Origin of the sequence: uncultured Roseibium sp., assembly GCF_947496995.1 — a bacterium.
Taxonomy (GTDB): Bacteria; Pseudomonadota; Alphaproteobacteria; order Rhizobiales; family Stappiaceae; genus Roseibium.
In genome coordinates this window covers 150,221-167,519 of sequence record NZ_CANMFD010000007.1, presented here as the reverse complement: position 1 = coordinate 167,519, position 17,299 = coordinate 150,221, and the positions used below count along the sequence as shown (strand labels likewise).

General features: G+C 60.8%; 11 protein-coding genes. 8 read left to right on the top strand and 3 right to left on the bottom strand.

Going from position 1 to position 17,299, the window contains the following annotated elements; translation table 11 throughout:
* Nucleotides 1-325: 325 nt before the first annotated feature.
* Complete coding sequence (locus tag Q1B40_RS22960; protein WP_299820216.1) at nucleotides 326-3,088, top strand: Rne/Rng family ribonuclease; 2,763 nt, start codon at nucleotides 326-328, stop codon at nucleotides 3,086-3,088.
* A 122-nt stretch (nucleotides 3,089-3,210) separates the two neighbouring features.
* On the opposite strand, the gene Q1B40_RS22955 is transcribed toward Q1B40_RS22960, so the two are convergent.
* On the bottom strand, nucleotides 3,211-4,374 hold the full coding sequence (locus Q1B40_RS22955; RefSeq protein WP_299820214.1) for an aminotransferase class I/II-fold pyridoxal phosphate-dependent enzyme: 1,164 nt from the start codon (nucleotides 4,372-4,374) through the stop codon (nucleotides 3,211-3,213).
* 295 nt (nucleotides 4,375-4,669) lie between these two features.
* Between Q1B40_RS22955 and Q1B40_RS22950 the strand changes: the two genes are divergently transcribed.
* The 6 genes from Q1B40_RS22950 to Q1B40_RS22925 all read left to right on the top strand — a co-directional run bounded on the left by Q1B40_RS22950 (nucleotide 4,670) and on the right by Q1B40_RS22925 (nucleotide 10,992).
* A complete protein-coding gene (locus Q1B40_RS22950; protein ID WP_299820212.1) occupies nucleotides 4,670-6,097 on the top strand; it encodes a M48 family metalloprotease in 1,428 nt (475 codons plus the stop codon).
* A gap of 166 nt (nucleotides 6,098-6,263) precedes the next feature.
* Nucleotides 6,264-7,052, top strand: coding sequence for a DsbA family protein (locus tag Q1B40_RS22945; RefSeq protein ID WP_299820209.1), 789 nt, complete (start codon nucleotides 6,264-6,266; stop codon nucleotides 7,050-7,052).
* Between the two features lie 277 nt (nucleotides 7,053-7,329).
* On the top strand, nucleotides 7,330-7,794 hold the full coding sequence (gene accB, locus Q1B40_RS22940) for an acetyl-CoA carboxylase biotin carboxyl carrier protein (protein WP_299820206.1): 465 nt from the start codon (nucleotides 7,330-7,332) through the stop codon (nucleotides 7,792-7,794).
* A 16-nt stretch (nucleotides 7,795-7,810) separates the two neighbouring features.
* The gene (accC, locus tag Q1B40_RS22935) at nucleotides 7,811-9,157 is read left to right on the top strand and encodes an acetyl-CoA carboxylase biotin carboxylase subunit (RefSeq protein WP_299820203.1); all 1,347 of its coding nucleotides are present in this window, start codon (nucleotides 7,811-7,813) and stop codon (nucleotides 9,155-9,157) included.
* Between the two features lie 48 nt (nucleotides 9,158-9,205).
* Nucleotides 9,206-9,901, top strand: coding sequence for a leucyl/phenylalanyl-tRNA--protein transferase (gene aat, locus Q1B40_RS22930; protein WP_299820199.1), 696 nt, complete (start codon nucleotides 9,206-9,208; stop codon nucleotides 9,899-9,901).
* A 110-nt stretch (nucleotides 9,902-10,011) separates the two neighbouring features.
* A complete protein-coding gene (locus Q1B40_RS22925; RefSeq protein ID WP_299820196.1) occupies nucleotides 10,012-10,992 on the top strand; it encodes a hypothetical protein in 981 nt (326 codons plus the stop codon).
* A 609-nt stretch (nucleotides 10,993-11,601) separates the two neighbouring features.
* Here the strand turns inward: Q1B40_RS22925 and Q1B40_RS22920 are convergent.
* Nucleotides 11,602-11,988, bottom strand: a complete 387-nt coding sequence (locus Q1B40_RS22920; protein WP_299820194.1) for an NADH:ubiquinone oxidoreductase subunit NDUFA12 — start codon at nucleotides 11,986-11,988, stop codon at nucleotides 11,602-11,604.
* Nucleotides 11,989-12,139: 151 nt separating this feature from the next.
* A complete protein-coding gene (locus Q1B40_RS22915; protein ID WP_299820192.1) occupies nucleotides 12,140-12,844 on the bottom strand; it encodes a response regulator in 705 nt (234 codons plus the stop codon).
* 742 nt (nucleotides 12,845-13,586) lie between these two features.
* Here Q1B40_RS22915 and Q1B40_RS22910 point away from each other — a divergent pair.
* On the top strand, nucleotides 13,587-17,270 hold the full coding sequence (locus Q1B40_RS22910) for a vitamin B12-dependent ribonucleotide reductase (RefSeq protein ID WP_299820190.1): 3,684 nt from the start codon (nucleotides 13,587-13,589) through the stop codon (nucleotides 17,268-17,270).
* The last annotated feature ends 29 nt before the right edge of the window (nucleotides 17,271-17,299 follow it).

The window sequence follows — 17,299 nt, the reverse complement described above, 5'->3', positions numbered from 1 at the left end:
CGGCGAGGTCGGCAGCGGGCCTTGAGAGCGACCCTTTTCCGGAACCGGATGTAGATGTAGCGGCGAAGCCAACCTGCATGCCGGTGTGATGAAACAATGACTTTAACTCCTGGGCCTGCGTTGCCCCGAAGGACCCGCGTGATGCACATGATGATCGACATGAAGCAAGCCCCCGCTTTTGCGGCCGGTTGCGTTGATCATACGACCGCGCCGGGCGCAGACGCCCTTTCCCATCTTATCAAAACAAATACGGCAGCCATCCTCCTTTCGGGCGATGCGCGTTTTGGATACGCGCCAAGCAGCGCTGCCGTGGAGACGTTCAATAATGGCAAACAAAATGCTGATCGACGCGGGCCACCCGGAAGAAACCCGGGTCGTCGTCGTGCGTGGCAATCGGGTTGAAGAATTCGACTTTGAAGCAGCAAATCGGAAGCAACTTCGCGGGAATATATATTTAGCGAAAGTAACACGAGTAGAACCCTCGCTTCAGGCGGCGTTCGTGGAATATGGCGGAAACCGCCATGGTTTCCTCGCGTTCAGTGAAATTCATCCGGACTATTATCAGATACCTGTTGCGGACCGGGAGGCCCTGCTGGCCGCAGAAGCCGCCGATCGTCAGCGCGATGACGCGGATGCGGAAGAAAAGCCGAAGCGCCGCCGCCGCACTCGCGCCGCCAAAAACGACAGTGCGGAGACCGTCGCCAGCGAAAAAGTCGAGACTGATGACGCGCAGGCGGATGCCGGCGAATCGGCAGCGGACACGCCTGACGACGAGACCGTGGAAGGCCTGGACGCCAAGGCTGCGGAAGACGAAGACGCGCAGGACGCCGATAACGGCGACCAGTCTTCGGGCGACGAGGAAGAAGACGAAGCTCCGGTCCGGGCACGCGGACGGGGCCGTGGCGGCGGGCGTGGCCGCAAGTCCGAAGAAGATGACGACGACGCCGATAGTGACGATGACGCGGTTGAATCAGTCGGCGCCGAAGACGCCATGGAAGAGGTTCCCGAGCGCCGCGCACCGATCCGCAAACAATACAAGATCCAGGAAGTCATCAAGCGCCGCCAGGTCATTCTGGTTCAGGTGGTCAAGGAAGAGCGCGGCAACAAGGGCGCTGCTCTGACGACTTACCTGTCGCTGGCCGGCCGCTACTCCGTGTTGATGCCGAACACCGCTCGCGGTGGCGGCATCTCCCGCAAGATCACCCAGCCGACTGACCGTAAGCGCCTGAAAGAGATCGCCTCCGAACTGGAAGTGCCGGAAGGCATGGGCGTTATCCTGCGGACAGCAGGCGCCAGCCGCACCAAGGCGGAAATCAAGCGCGATTTCGAATATCTGATGCGGCTTTGGGAAAATGTGCGCGAGCTCACCCTGAAGTCCAGCGCTCCAAGCCTCGTCTACGAGGAAGGCAGTCTGGTCAAACGCTCGATCCGCGATCTTTACAACAAGGACATCAACGAGGTCCTTGTTGCCGGCGATGAAGGCTACCGCGAGGCCAAGGACTTCATGCGCATGCTCATGCCGAGCCATGCCAAGAACGTCCAGCCCTACCGCGACCCCTCGCCGCTGTTCATCCGCTTTGGCGTCGAACCTCAGCTCGACGCGATGTTCTCGCCGCAGGTGACGCTGAAGTCCGGCGGTTACATCGTCATCAACCAGACTGAAGCTCTGGTCTCGATCGACGTGAACTCGGGAAAGTCCACCCGCGAGCACAATATTGAAGATACGGCGCTGCAGACGAACCTGGAAGCAGCCGAAGAGGTTACCCGGCAGTTGCGCCTGCGCGATCTCGCCGGCCTTGTGGTCATCGACTTCATCGACATGGAAGAGTCGAAGAACAACAGGTCCGTCGAGCGCAAGCTGAAGGATTGCCTGAAGAACGACCGCGCCCGCATTCAGGTCGGCCGGATCTCGCATTTCGGCCTGCTGGAAATGTCGCGTCAGCGCATTCGCACCGGCGTTCTGGAAAGCTCCACCACTCCCTGCCCGCATTGTCAGGGCACCGGCATGATCCGGTCCGTGGAATCCATCGCACTTCATGTTTTGCGGTCTATCGAAGACAACCTGCTCAAGGGGTCTTCCCATAATCTGATCATCCGCACGACCACACAGGTGGCGCTCTACATCCTGAACCAGAAGCGCGCGAATCTGGTGGATCTTGAGACGCGCTTTGCGATCGAGATCGAGGTTCACGCGGACGACGCCATCAACGGCCAGCTCTATGTGCTGGAACGCGGCGCCCTGGTGGACAGGGAACGCTTCCCGGCACCGCCGCCGGTCGTTCAACCTCACATCATTGAAATCGAAGAGGCCGACGAGGCTCCCGAGGAGCAGCCGGAAGAAGCTGAAGAAGAACAGTCCCTCGATGACGAAGGCGGAGACCGCCGCCGCAAACGCCGCCGCAAACGCCGGCGGGGCGGATCGGATACTCAGTCCGAGGGCACCGACTTCAACAACGACCCCGGCACGACCTCCCGGCAGGCCTCAGACGCTTCGGGCGAGAGCGAAAGCGACGACGGTCAGCCGCAGGAAGCCCGTTCCGGTGAAGAAGAAGGCGACGACGAACCGCGCCGCAAGCGCCGCCGCGGCCGCCGCGGTGGCCGACGGGGCCGCAAGAATGGTGAAGGCGGAGACTTCAATGGCGAAGACGAAGCAAACGGAACCAGCGAAAACCCGGCTGAAGCTTCAAACGGCCAGGCTGCTGACGAGGTAGAAGCGCCTCCGGCACCCAAAGCGACAGCTTCCGCAGAGGCGCAGGCACCCGAAGCACAGGCTGAACCGGAAACCCCGGCCACGGCGAACGCAGACGCTGCCGTTGCTCCAGTGGACGAGGCCGTTCCTGTTGAGGCGGACACTTCGGAAACACCGGATGCTGAGGCGTCCGATCCTGTTGAAGTGTCGGAAAAAGAAGACATCGTCGTCGAAACTCCGACGTCCGAACAGCCGGTCGCCAGTGACGCGGCCGAGGAGCAGAAAACGGAAACTCCGTCTGCCCCGGCCGAGCCTGTTGTGACCAGCGAAACGTCCGGTGACAGCAAGGAAGCCAAGCCGAAACGTGCCGGCTGGTGGCGCGGCAGATCCTTCTTCTGATCACCGCCGAAGAGTTTGCCCAAGGAACATCCGGATCACCCTGCCTGCAAGCAGGGTGATCCGGGAAATATCTGCGCTTCTTTCCGGTGAATTAACTCCGGATTACCCGGTTTCCGACCACGCTATTTCAGGAATGTCGACAGCCGGTTCAACGCTTCTTTCATGTCTTCATGAGTTCCCGCGAAAGAAAAGCGCAGAAACTCGTGTCCGTGCACCGGGTCGAAATCCACGCCTGGCGTCGCAGCGACACCGGCCTGATGCAGCATCTGCCTTGCAAATTCCAGGCTGTTTGAACTGAAGCGGCTTATGTCGGCATAGATGTAGAAGGCGCCGTCCACCGGCAGCAGCCTGTCGAGACCGATTTCCGGCAATCCCTTGAGCAGCAACGCCCGGTTCGCCGCATAGCCGGCTTTTACACCTTCAAGTTCCTGAACCGCGTCCAGCGCCGCCGTTGCCGCGATCTGGGAAAGCTCCGGCGGCGAGATATAAAGGCTCTGGGCAATGCGCTCCACCGGCCTGACCAGCTGTTCGGGAAGAACCATCCAGCCGATCCGCCACCCGGTCATGCAGTAATATTTGGAGAAGCTGTTGATGACGATCGCGTTGCGGGAAAACGAAAGCGCGGTCTTCTGTTCCCCGGCGTAGTCAAGGCCGTGGTAGATTTCGTCGGATATGAACCAGATCCCCCGGTCCTCGCAGTAACCTATCAGGTCTTCCAGCGCTTCCGCGCTTATCATGGTGCCGGTGGGATTGGCGGGACTGGCGACCAGAACACCCTTCACGGGTCCGTCCTTCAGAACGTCTTCCAGATGCTCCGGCGTGAGGCTCCAGCGGGTTTCCGCCCCCACTTCCACCTCGACAGGCACCAGGCCGAGCGCTTTCAGGATATTGCGGTAGGCGGGATACCCCGGCGCGGTCAGCACCACCCGGTCGCCCGGATCGAAGGCGGCCAGAAAGGCCAGGTTGAAACCCGCCGACGATCCTGTCGTTGCCATGATCCGCTCAATGGGAACCTCGACTCCGTAGGTCCTCTTGTAGTGTTGGGCGAGCGCCTGGCGAAGCGGTTTTACCCCGAGGGCTTCCGTATAACCGAGCTTGCCGTGCCGGAGAGCCTCATCCGCTGCGGCAAGGGCTGCTTTCGGGGCCGGTGCCGAAGGCTGACCGACCTCCATATGCACGATGCTGCGGCCCTCCGCTTCAAGTCGCGCCGCTTCGGACAGAACGTCCATGGCAATGAAAGGAGCGACGTCGCTGCGGCGGGAAGGCACAAAGGCTGAGGATGTCATGACGACCTGTTGGTTCCGGAGCTGGTATTAACTCAAGGTACTCTTATGCGCGCTGACTGGAACGCGGAAGGTTTACCGCCCTTCGTATCGCGGATTCTCCGTTGGGATACAATCCGGGCCCCAGATCCATTGAAAGGACCTTTCCAGTCCGATCCTCTCCGAATTGTAATTACCTTTTCTTGACCGGATCCGCCATGATCCATACCTTCGCCACACATTCATGCGCCTGAGTGGGACGCTGTCGGGAGGATGAATGTGAAGTTCAATTCGCTGTTACGCTTCGGAGGTATGCGACTTGTCGCGTTTGGTTCCCTTTTCCATTCTGCCTGAAAGACTCTCCGAACTGCGGGTGATGCGCAAGGCCGTTGCTGTTGCATGTTCGGCCGCCCTTCTTCTGCCGCTGGCCGCAGCACCGGTTCAGGCTCAGAGCGGGCGCCTTCCGCTGGTCCGCGACGCGGAAGCCGAAGCGCTGTTGAAGGATTACGCCAAGCCGATCTTCAAGGTGGCGGGAATATCCAATTCCGAACCGCAGATCATTCTGGTCAACGAAAAGACGTTCAACGCCTTCGTGCCGGATTCGCGCCGCATGTTCATCAATATCGGTGTCCTGATGGAAGCGGAAACGCCGGGAGAAGTCATTGGGGTGATCGCCCATGAATCCGGCCACATCGCCGGACGGCATCTGGTCCGGCTGCGCTCAGCTGCCGCCAATGCCCAGATCGTCGCCGTGATCGGCATGATCCTGGGTGCCGGTGCCGCTGCAGCCGGTGCCGCGGCCGGGTCGGGCCAGGCCGCCTCCGGTGGCGCTGCTGCGATCCTCGGATCAGGGTCGGTGGGGCAAAGGTCACTGCTCGCCTACCAGCGCGGCGAGGAAGCCTCCGCCGACAGGGCGGCGCTCAAATATCTCGACGCCACCGGCCAGAGTGCACGGGGCATGCTGAAAAACTTCCAGCGCATGTCCGAACAGCAGCTGTTCTCCCGCAAGTTCGCCGACCCCTACGCCCAGAGCCACCCGATGGCGCAGGAACGTTATAACGGCCTTTTGAACGACGCCCAGAAGTCGAAATATTTCAACCAGCCGGAAGATTACGTCCTGCAATACCGGCACGATCAGGTCCGTGCGAAGCTGTTTGCCTTCACCAGCCATCCCTCGGCCACCTTGCGGGCCTATCCGCGCAGCGACAAAAGCCCCGCGGCGCAATATGCGCGGGCAATCGCAGCGATGAAAAGCCGGGGCAAGGGCGCGGTGCAGGAGATTGACGCTCTGATCCGCACGCAGCCGAACAATCCCTATTACTATGAGCTCAAGGGTCAGGCGCTGCTGGAAGGGGGTGACCCGAAGGCCGCGGTCGCGCCATTCCGCAAGGCCTTGTCCTTCAAGCCCAACGAACCGCAGTTTCTCGTCTGGCTCGGATATGCGCTGGTCGGCGCCAACGAGCCCTCCTATCTCCCGGAGGCGGAACGTATCCTGAAGAAGGCAATTCAAAGAGATCCGAACTCGGGCGTTGCCTACAGCCAGTTGGCGATTGCTCACGGACGCCAGGGCGAGCGGGCCGAAGCCGATCTGGCAACGGCGAAGGGCCTGATGGTCAGCGGTGATTTCCAGGCGGCGCAGCGCTACGCCGCCCGTGCTCAAAAAAGTTTGAAGCGCGGATCGCCCGCATGGCTTCAAGCCGACGACATTGTAGCGTACAAACCACCAGATCTGCCGAATCGCCGCTGACACCTGTAACCCGCATGGTGGCAAGGTCGAATGGCTATGAGCTTGTTACCTGGAGCAATCCGCGATCTGACGAACGCAGACCGGATGCTCCAACAAATGAAAACAGATCCACTTGTCCGCCGACATGCGACGTCGCCAGACAGCAGGTTGGTCCAGGGAGCCCCATATGACCTACATCACCAGTTTTAGCCGGACCATGTGCCCGCCCGCACTGCTGCGCATCCTGTCCGCCAGCGCGCTTGTGCTGAGCCTGATCGCCGGCTCTGCCACGGCCCAGGAGATCAACCGCGGCGAAATTGAAAAAATCGTGCGCGAATATCTTCTTCAAAACCCCGAAATCATCACCGAAGCGCTGACCGAGCTGGATCGCCGGGAAAAGGAAGCTGCGGAGACCGCACGCCTGCAGGTGCTGAGCGACAGCGCGGACGTCCTTTTCAACTCCACTCGCCAGGTTGTTCTCGGCAATCCGGAAGGATCCATGACCCTGGTGGAATTCTTCGACTACAACTGCGGCTACTGCAAGCGCGCGCACAGCGACATGGCGCGTCTGATCGAGCAGTATCCCGACCTGAAAGTCGTCCTGAAGGAATTCCCGGTCCTCGGTCAGGGATCGGTCGAAGCCGCCCAGGTCGCCGTTGCGGTCAATTCCATCGCGCCTGAAAAATATGCCGAATTCCACGAAGCCCTGCTTCTTGGCCGCAGCCAGGCAAACCGGGCAAGCGCCCTCGCCGCGGCAACCGCGACCGGCATAGAAGAAGAAGACCTTCTGGCAGCCATGGAAACCGACGAAGCCGGTCAGACGATCGAGGAAGTCTATTCGATCGCCAACCGCCTCGGTCTTACCGGAACGCCGTCCTACGTTGTCGGCGACGAGGTGGTCATGGGCGCTGTCGGCTTCGATCAGCTGCGGGAAAAACTTGACGCCATGCAGAATTGCGGTGAGACGACCTGCTGAGCTTCATTCCTGACAGACGCAAGTCTGTTGGAAACGGGTCTTCCGCCATGCCTAGGGGAAATCGGGGGTTTTCCTGATCCGATTCAATCCTTATAAGAAGCGTGGCTCGTGTCCGGCAAGGTCACGGGCCACAACCCTTTGTCCGCTTTTATCAGCGGTGCAAATAGCGTAAATGCAAGCCGATCCGGAGCGGAACCGGATCGGTCGGATGAAACGGCTGAAGCTGTCCATCCGGCACATTTCGCTCCTTGCGGACCGAGTACGAGAGCCAAACGATATGCGTAATGATAACAAGAAATTCGACACGGCCATGATCCGGGATCTCGCCATCCTTCTGGATGAGACTAATCTGTCAGAGATCGAGTTGGAACAAGGCGATACGCGCATCCGCGTCGCCCGCCAGATGTCGGTCAATGCCCCTGTCAACATGATGGCTCCCACCATGGCGCCCGCAGCGGCTGCCCCGGCCCCCTCGGCAGCGGCGCCTGCCCAGGAATCGGCCCCGCATCCCGGAACGGTCCTTTCACCGATGGTCGGCACTGCCTATCTTTCTCCCGAGCCCGGCGCCGCGCCTTTTATCCAGGTCGGCGACAAGGTGACCGAAGGTCAGTCGATCCTGATCATCGAAGCCATGAAGACCATGAACCACATTCCCACCACCAAGGCAGGAACCGTCAAACAGATACTGGTAGACGACGCCCAGCCGGTGGAATTCGGCGAACCGCTCATTATCGTCGAATAAGGGAGCCGCCGTGGCCATGTTTTCGAAAATCCTCATCGCCAATCGCGGCGAAATCGCGCTTCGTATCCTGCGTGCCTGCAAGGAACTCGGCATTTCGACCGTGGCGGTTCATTCCACCGCGGACGCCGACGCCATGCATGTGCGTCTGGCCGACGAAAGCGTCTGTATCGGCCCGCCCTCGGCGCGCGAAAGTTACCTGAACATTCCGCAGCTCCTGGCAGCCTGCGAGATCACGGGCGCCGATGCGGTCCATCCCGGATACGGCTTCTTGTCCGAGAACGCCCGCTTCGCGGAAATTCTGGAAGCCCACAATATCGAGTTCATCGGACCGTCCGCCGAGCATATTCGCATCATGGGCGACAAGATCCAGGCCAAGAAGACCGCGATCGAACTGGGAATTCCGGTCGTTCCCGGTTCCGACGGTGCCGTGACCCCGCAGGACGACGCCCACGCGATCGCCCGGGAAATCGGCTATCCGGTTCTGGTCAAGGCAGCTGCCGGCGGCGGTGGCCGCGGCATGAAGGTCGCCAGGACGGAATCGGAACTCGATTCGGCGCTTTCCACTGCGCGGTCGGAAGCCAAGGCGGCTTTCGGCGATGACGCCCTCTACATGGAAAAATACCTCAGCCAGCCCCGCCATATCGAGATCCAGGTTCTGGGCGACGGCAAGGGCAACGCGGTGCATCTGGGCGAACGGGATTGCTCCTTGCAGCGCCGTCACCAGAAGGTTCTTGAAGAAGCGCCCTCACCGTCCCTGAATGCCGAACAGCGCCACGAGATCGGCGAAATCGTCGCCAACGCCATGCGCAAGCTGAAATACCGCGGCGTCGGCACGGTGGAATTTCTCTACGAAAACGGCGAATTCTATTTCATCGAGATGAATACCCGCCTCCAGGTGGAGCATCCGGTCACCGAAATGATCACCGGTATCGATCTCGTCAACGAACAGATCCGCATCGCCGCCGGTGGCTCGCTGGATATGGTTCAGGAAGACATCCGGTTCGACGGTCATGCCATCGAGTGCCGGATCAATGCGGAAGATCCCGTCACATTCGCTCCCTCACCGGGCACCATTACCTATTACCATACGCCCGGCGGACTTGGCGTGCGGGTCGATTCCGGCGTCTATCAGGGCTACAAGATCCCGCCCTATTACGACAGCCTCATCGGCAAGCTCATCGTGCACGGCCGCAACCGCGTGGAATGCATGATGCGTCTTCGCCGCTGCCTCGATGAATTTGTGGTTGACGAAATCAAGTCGACTATTCCGCTTTTCCGCGATTTGGTGGACAATCAGGACATCGCAAACGGTCAGTACGACATTCACTGGCTGGAGAAATACCTGGCCAAGAAGTCGAGCTGACCGGATTTCGGCAAGGGCGCGCCCGAGCCGGGCGGACTGTGAGGCCCAATGGCTGGATATAAAGACGACATCGTGATGGAAATCACGCCGCAGGTGCTTCTAAAAGCCTACGCCTGCGGCCTGTTTCCCATGGCCGAGTCCGCCGACGATCCCGGTCTTTTCTGGCTGGAGCCGGAACAGCGCGGCATCCTCCCGCTTGACGATTTTCACATGCCCCGGCGCCTCAGGCGCACCATCCGCAACGATGTCTTCGAAGTCCGGGTCAGCACCGACTTCCAGGGCATCATCGATGGCTGCGCCGAGCCCATGCCCGGGCGCCAGAAAACCTGGATCAACCGCGAGATCCGCCGTCTTTACGGCGAACTTTTCGAGATGGGCTACTGCCACACGGTGGAAGCCTGGCAGGACGGCGAACTTGTCGGCGGCCTTTACGGCGTCAGCCTGAACGGAGCTTTCTTCGGGGAAAGCATGTTCACCTTCCGCACGGACGCGTCGAAAGTCTGTCTCGCCCATCTGGTCGCAAGGCTGATCGTCGGCGGTTACAGCCTGCTCGACACGCAGTTCGTGACCGATCACCTGAGCAAGTTCGGGACACAGGAAGTCTCCCAGGCCGACTACAGCAAGCAGCTTTCCGAAGCCCTGAAACTCGAGACCGACTTTTATGCCCTGTCACCGCAAGCAAGCGGCCAGGAAGTCCTCGACGTGCTCGACAAGTGGAAAGCCCGACCGGTCACCGCCACATAATCAGGGCTCGCCGCCAACGCCACCATGACTTGCAAACCGGCTGAGATTGCTACCTGATTCGTTTCTTGCTAGCATTCCCCTGCGTAACATCACGTTCGTCAGGATCGGTCATGCCAGGGGAAGTCAGGGAAAGCGGCAACAAGGCGGGTGCCGGGAAATCCAGGCAGGCCACCGGTTTGCCGGAAGAACTCCTCGGCCATGCGGACGTGACCAGCCCCGTTCCCGACACGAAACCGGGCATCGCCCGGCCCGGTCCCGCTGAGGACGAACACACGGGCCGCAGCGCCCCTCCCGGCCACACCATCAGTGACCAGAAGTTCAACAAGGATCTGGCGACCCTGCGCGGCCTGCATTCCTTTCTGATCCGCGAGGCGACCACCCTGCCCGAGAATTTCTCTCTGGGAGAACTCAATTGCCTGAAAGCCGCCCGCGCGACCGTGACAGGCCGGGCGCCCTCGGACAGCGAATGGCAGGCGGTGGAAAAGAAAACCCAGATCCTGTTCGCGCTCCTCACGGATGCCAACCGCAAACGGTTCCTGGTGTCGCAGATGCCGACCTTCCTGCCTACAATCGTTGTCTGGCTGGTGGCGATCTCCATCGGATCGATGATCTTGTCGGTGCTGATGGCCGCCGAAGTCTCGATTTTCAGCAAAGGCGTCGATGTCGCCCTGATGGTGCTGTTTTTCCTGCTTTGGCTGATGTCTCTCGGGGCTATCGGCTCGGCGGCCTTCATCGGCTTCAACGCCATCTCGGTCACCAGCGACATCACCTTCGACATATCCGACACCCGGCTGATCATTCAGCGGATCGTTCTGGGCGCCCTCTTCGCGCTGTTCTTCACCCTGCCCTTCGGGTTCCACGAGTTCCTGAGTTTCGTGAAGAGCCTCAGCAATTCAGCCCTCAACAAGACCACCGTTCCCACACGGTCCGAGATTGCCTTCACCAACCAGTCGCTGCTTTTGCTCATGCCGTTCGTGCTCGGCTACAGCACGTCCCTGGTGATCCTGATCCTCAACCGGATGATCTCCGCCGCCAGCACCCTCTTCGGCGCCCAGTCGGCATCGGCGCAGGGAAAAGCGGTAAGCAAGTAATACCAAAGAGCATTGATTATGACCCCTCTGATGAGTCCTAATCAACGCTCTTTGGTATAAGCCACCTGCGCCGCATGATACCAAAGGGAATAGCCCCGCGACTGCGAGGCTAAGAGACGAAATCTAAAACAGAGTTGATTGTTCGTTGGCGATTGGGTCAACGGTATCCGGAGAAGGCTTCCCGGTTTCGCGGGCGGTTACGGTGTTGATTTGGCAACGTTCCCTCGCACCGGGTGTCACCCCGGGCGCGGCGAAGCGGAGACCCGGGGCCCACTCGCGGTGCCGCTTGCTGAAGCAAGGGCGATTGTTCATCGGCGGTCGCTACCCGCTTCGGACCTGTACGCCGTATTGTTTGTCCCGGGGGCTGTGTTTGAAGCGGCCTTAGAGGCACCCAAGAGAGCCTCTGCGAACGAGTGGGCCCCGGCTCGGCGCTGCGCTTGGCCGGGGTGACAGCCGAGGGTGGTATTCAGCCTCTCAGTTCGCTCAACAGAGTTGATGACCGCAGCAAGAACGATGCTCAGCTTCACCAAAAACAAAAGCCCCGCAAATGCGGGGCTTCAGGAGACATTTTGATTGGATAGCCGAAGGTGGCGAACAGACCGCCTTGCCTCAGTTGCCCGGCGTCCAGGCCTCGTAGTCGCCGGTGACTTCGGGACGTTTTTCAGGGGTCAGGATCGAGCCGTGCGGGCGATAGGCTGCCGGTGTGCCGGTGTAGTTCGGCTCATGCGGCTTCTGCCAGTGCTTGGCGTGATAGGTTTCATCCACCGGCGGCGTGTCGACCCTGTGATGCATCCAGCCGTGCCAGCCCGGAGGAATCTGGGAAGCCTCTGCGAGATCCTTGTAGATCACCCAGCGCTTCTTGCCCGCGCGTTCCTTGTAATACTTGTTGCCGAGTTCGTCTTCGCCGACGAACTCGCCCTTGCGCCACGTGAAGAAACGGGTGCCCATGGTCTGGCCGTTCCACCAGGTGAACAATTCAAGCAGCAGAGTTTTCATGGCCCTCTAAAGGTCCCTTGATGACAGATCCTCGAACTCCGGAAACCGCTGAACCTGGATGCCGGATTTCGGCGGACTATGGCGGCAACAGGCGCTTGTGTCCAGTTCGAGTATCCTGCAATTGAGGATAAAACGGCAAGCGGGCCGGAACTCAGTGAACCTTGGCGCCCTTGACCGCGGCGAATCCCGCGTCGCGGATGTGCTTGGCCGCCGCCGAATGCTGTTTCGGCTCTTCCTTTTTCTCACCCGCGAACATCGGGCCCCGGTCCTGGTTGTTTTCGAAGGCCGCTTCGACGGCCCCCTCCACTTCGGCGCGCTTTTGAGTCGCGATCTTGTGATGAAGGCGCGCCCCCGCCAGGGTTTGCATCTTCTCCGCCTGCGCATCCAGGGTCTTGTGGATGCCATAGATGTTGTAGAAGCCGGAATGTTCCAGCGTCATCGGACGGTCGTCGTTCAGGATCCATGTCAGCCGCTTGTGCAGCGTCGATGGAGACACCGGCTTGACCAGCACATGATGCGCGCCGGCGCGCAGCGCCTTGTCCACCAGCGGCCGGGTGCCATGCGCGGTGACGAAGAGAATCGGTACGTAGCAGAGCGGTTCCATGTGGCGGTGCCGCACGAGACGCAGGAACTGGTATCCGGAGGTCGGCTCCATGCGCCAGTCGGTCAGAATCACATTTGGCGGTTCGGCCAGGCTGGCTTCCAGCGCATCATCGGCCGAATCGAACACCCGCACACGCGCAACCTTGAAGCTGAGGAGAATCGACCTCAGAATCGTTTGCATCGGCTTGCTGTCCTCAACGACAACAGCGTCGATGTCCTCCATCGAAAGCCCGAAGGCGGCGTGATGCTTCATGAAATGCGGGCCCCTATCCTGTCCTGCCCGCACTAAACCAGACCCGGCTTAAACCCCGTTGAAATCGATCCCGGCCATTTTCTTCAAATTTTCATAAAACTTTACGCACTCTCATCCACAGAAACCACTGCCCGGGCGGGCGGCATCGCTTCGCCGGGAAAGCAAGCGCTAAATTCCAGATGGTTGCGCTTGTCCTCCCCCCTCCCCACTATCCACATTCGCACACAAGATTTTGCGTTTGCCTACGAGTTGGGCACTAGCTGTTGTCACTCACGCCTTGACCTTAAGAATTCGTTTACATTAGTTTCACTATCATTGCGATGTGCGTAGTCGGGAGCCCTTCCGGGCGCTCCGGTCATCCAGAAAGTAAGTGTCAGCGTAGCCCCTTCCGGCTTTTCAGCCTTAAGCCGGAGGACGGGATTCCTTGCGCCTGTTTCTGTGTTCCACACCGTGACAAACCTGTTGAATAACACTATATATAGTGGACCAGCAATTCAGATACGCTACATACAGGCTCAGAGCCTGGCAATGACAAGGCGGCATTCGGCTCTGGAGCATCCCGTGTTCATGTGAACGCGACCAGGAGGCTCCAGCACTTTTGAACCGGTCGGTTCAGGATGATCAATCGATCCCGATTGGCATCCCTCGACCGGGTGGCCGGCGGCGACGCCAGGCCGGATGTGATGCGGACGAGAAGTCCGGTTCGGGCAGAACCGGGATGCGATACAAGGGGACTTAGAGAATGCGGATCGAGCGGCGCTATACCAAGGACGGTCAATCGCCTTACGCCACCATAGAATTTCGCACGGCCACCAGCGAGATCCGGAATCCGGATGGTTCGGTCGTCTTCCGTCTGGCCGATATCAAGGTCCCGGCCCAGTTTTCCCAGGTCGCAGCCGACATCCTGGCGCAGAAGTATTTCCGCAAGGCGGGCGTCCCGGCAAAGCTGAAGGCGGTTGAGGAAAACACCGTCCCGTCCTGGCTGTGGCGCCACGAAGCCGATGAAGCCGCCCTTGAGGACCTGCCCGAAGACGAGCGCTACGGCTCCGAGATCGACGGTTGCCAGGTGTTCGACCGCCTGGCCGGCACCTGGACCTACTGGGGCTGGAAAGGCGGCTACTTCGACGGCGAAGCCGACGCCCGGGCTTTCTTTGACGAACTCCGCTACATGCTGGCGACCCAGAAGGTGGCGCCGAACTCCCCGCAGTGGTTCAACACCGGCCTGCACTGGGCCTATGGCATCGACGGCCCGAGCCAGGGGCATTTCTATGTCGACTTCCAGACCGGCCGCCTGACCAAGTCCAAGACCGCCTACGAGCATCCCCAGCCGCATGCCTGCTTCATCCAGTCCGTCGGCGACGACCTGGTCAACGAAGGCGGCATCATGGACCTGTGGGTGCGTGAAGCGCGCCTGTTCAAATACGGCTCGGGTACCGGCTCGAACTTCTCCCATGTCCGGGCGGCCGGCGAGCGCCTGTCCGGCGGCGGTAAGTCCTCCGGCCTGATGAGCTTCCTGAAGATCGGCGACCGGGCAGCCGGCGCGATCAAGTCCGGCGGCACCACCCGCCGCGCGGCCAAGATGGTCGTGGTCGATGTCGACCATCCCGACATCGAGGAATACATCAACTGGAAGGTCAAGGAAGAGCAGAAGGTCGCGGCCCTCGTCACCGGTTCCCGCGTCTGCCAGAAGCACCTCAGCGCCATCATGCGCGCCTGCGTCAATTGCGAGGCCGACAACGGCGAATGTTTCGACCCGGCCAAGAACCCCGCGTTGAAGCGTGAGATCCGCGCCGCCAAGAAGATGATGGTGCCGGAGAACTACATCCAGCGCGTCATCCAGTTCGCCCGCCAGGGCTTCACCAAGATCGAATTCCCGGTCTATGACACCGACTGGGATTCGGAAGCCTACCTCACGGTCGCCGGTCAGAACTCCAACAACTCCGTGCGCATCACCGACGGCTTTCTCAATGCCGTCGTCGAGGACGGCACCTGGGACCTGACCGCCCGCCGCAGCGGCGAGACGCTGAAGACCGTCCAGGCAAAGGACCTGTGGGAACAGATCGGCTATGCCGCCTGGGCCTCCGCCGATCCGGGCCTGCAGTACCACACCACCATCAACGACTGGCACACCTGCCTGGCCGATGGCGAGATCCGCGCGTCCAATCCCTGCTCGGAATACATGTTCCTGGACGACACCGCCTGCAATCTGGCGTCCCTGAACCTGATGCAGTTCCGCCGCGAGGACGCGTCCTTCGACATCGACAACTACGAACATGCCGTTCGCCTGTGGACCGTCGTTCTGGAAATCTCTGTGCTGATGGCACAGTTCCCGTCGAAGGAAATTGCCGAACTGTCCTACAAGTTCCGCACCCTCGGCCTCGGCTACGCCAACATCGGCGGCCTGCTGATGACCTCCGGCATTCCCTATGACAGCGACGAAGGCCGTGCCCTGTGCGGTGCGCTGACCGCCGTCATGACCGGTGTTTCCTATGCGACCTCGGCGGAAATGGCCGGCGAACTCGGCTCCTTCCCGGGTTACAAGAAAAACGCCAAACATATGCTCAAGGTCATCCGCAACCACCGCCGCGCCGCCTATGGCGAAACGGAAGGTTACGAGGACCTGCACACCAACCCGGTTGCGCTTGACCATGCCAATTGCCCGGACAAGGTGATCGTCGACCGGGCCAAGAAAGCCTGGGACCGTGCGCTGCAGCTCGGCGAACAGAACGGCTTCCGCAACGCCCAGTCCACCGTCATCGCCCCGACCGGCACCATCGGTCTGGTCATGGATTGCGACACGACCGGCATCGAACCGGACTTCGCCCTGGTGAAGTTCAAGAAGCTGGCCGGCGGCGGCTATTTCAAGATCATCAACCGCGCTGTTCCCGAAGCCCTTGCCAAGCTCGGCTATTCGGAAAGCCAGATCGCCGAGATCGAGGCCTACGCGGTCGGTCACGGCTCCATCGACCAGGCGCCGGCGATCAACCCGGCGGCGCTCAAGGCAAAGGACTTCTCCGACGAGAGCCTGGAAAAGATCAAGTCGTCCCTCGGCTCCGCCTTCGACATCAAGTTCGTCTTCAACCGCTGGACGGTCGGCGACGAGCAGATGGCCGCCCTCATGGTTCCGGAAGAAAAGCTGACCGATCCGGCCTTCGACCTGCTGACCCACCTGGGCTTTACCAAGTCGGAAATCGAAGCCGCCAACACTCATGTGTGCGGTGCGATGACCCTGGAAGGCGCGCCTTTCCTCAAGGAAGAGCATTACCCGATCTTCGACTGCGCCAACCCGTGCGGCCGCATCGGCAAGCGCTTCCTGTCGGTGGAAAGCCATATCCGCATGATGGCCTCGGCCCAGCCGTTCATCTCCGGCGCGATCTCCAAAACGATCAACATGCCCAACGATGCAACGGTAGAGGACTGCAAGGAAGCCTATCTTCTGTCCTGGAAGCTGGCTCTCAAGGCCAACGCGCTCTACCGCGACGGCTCCAAGCTTTCCCAGCCGCTCAACTCGCAGCTTCTGGCTGACGATGACGAGGATCTGGAAGACACGGCCGAGGAAATCGCCGCAAGGCCGCAGGCCGCACGCGCCGAAGTTGTCGCCGAGAAGATCGTCGAACGCATCATCGAACGGGCGGTGCGCGAACGTGAAAAAATGCCGGACCGCCGCAAGGGCTACACCCAGAAGGCGCGCGTCGGCGGCCACAAGGTCTATCTCACCACCGGCGAATACCAGGACGGCCGTCTTGGCGAGATCTTCATCGACATGCACAAGGAAGGCGCCGCTTTCCGCTCCCTGATGAACAACTTCGCCATCGCCATCTCGCTCGGCCTGCAATACGGCGTGCCGCTGGAAGAATACGTCGATGCCTTCACCTTCACCCGGTTTGAGCCGGCGGGCATGGTGCAGGGCAACGAGGCGATCAAGAACGCCACGTCGATCCTCGACTACATCTTCCGCGAGCTGGCCGTGTCCTACCTCGGCCGTCACGACCTGGCCCATGTGCCGCCGGAAGCCATCGGCAACACGGCCATGAGCAAGGGCCCGAACGAAGGCCGCGACCAGGGCGGCGGACAGGTGGTCTCGCACGGCCTCGTCCGCGGCCAGACCGAGCGCTTCCGCCTCGTTGCCAGCGGTGATCCCGCCGGCGAGACAACCCAGGCGATCTCGGTCAAGACCACCAGCAGCCCCGCTGCCCAGGTCTCCGCCGTCGCCACGGCCTTCGCCCGCGGCTCGGAAGCCGCCGCGGCGGTCGAAATCTCCACCCCCCCGGCCCAGCAGCCCAACTCCGCGGCCCAGCAAATCGCCCAGGCCCGCATGAAAGGCTACGAAGGCGAAAGCTGCTCCGAATGCGGCAACTTCACCATGGTCCGCAACGGCACATGCCTGAAGTGCGACACCTGCGGTGGCACGAGCGGCTGTAGCTGAGGCGAGATCCGATAATTGTCCCTGACGCG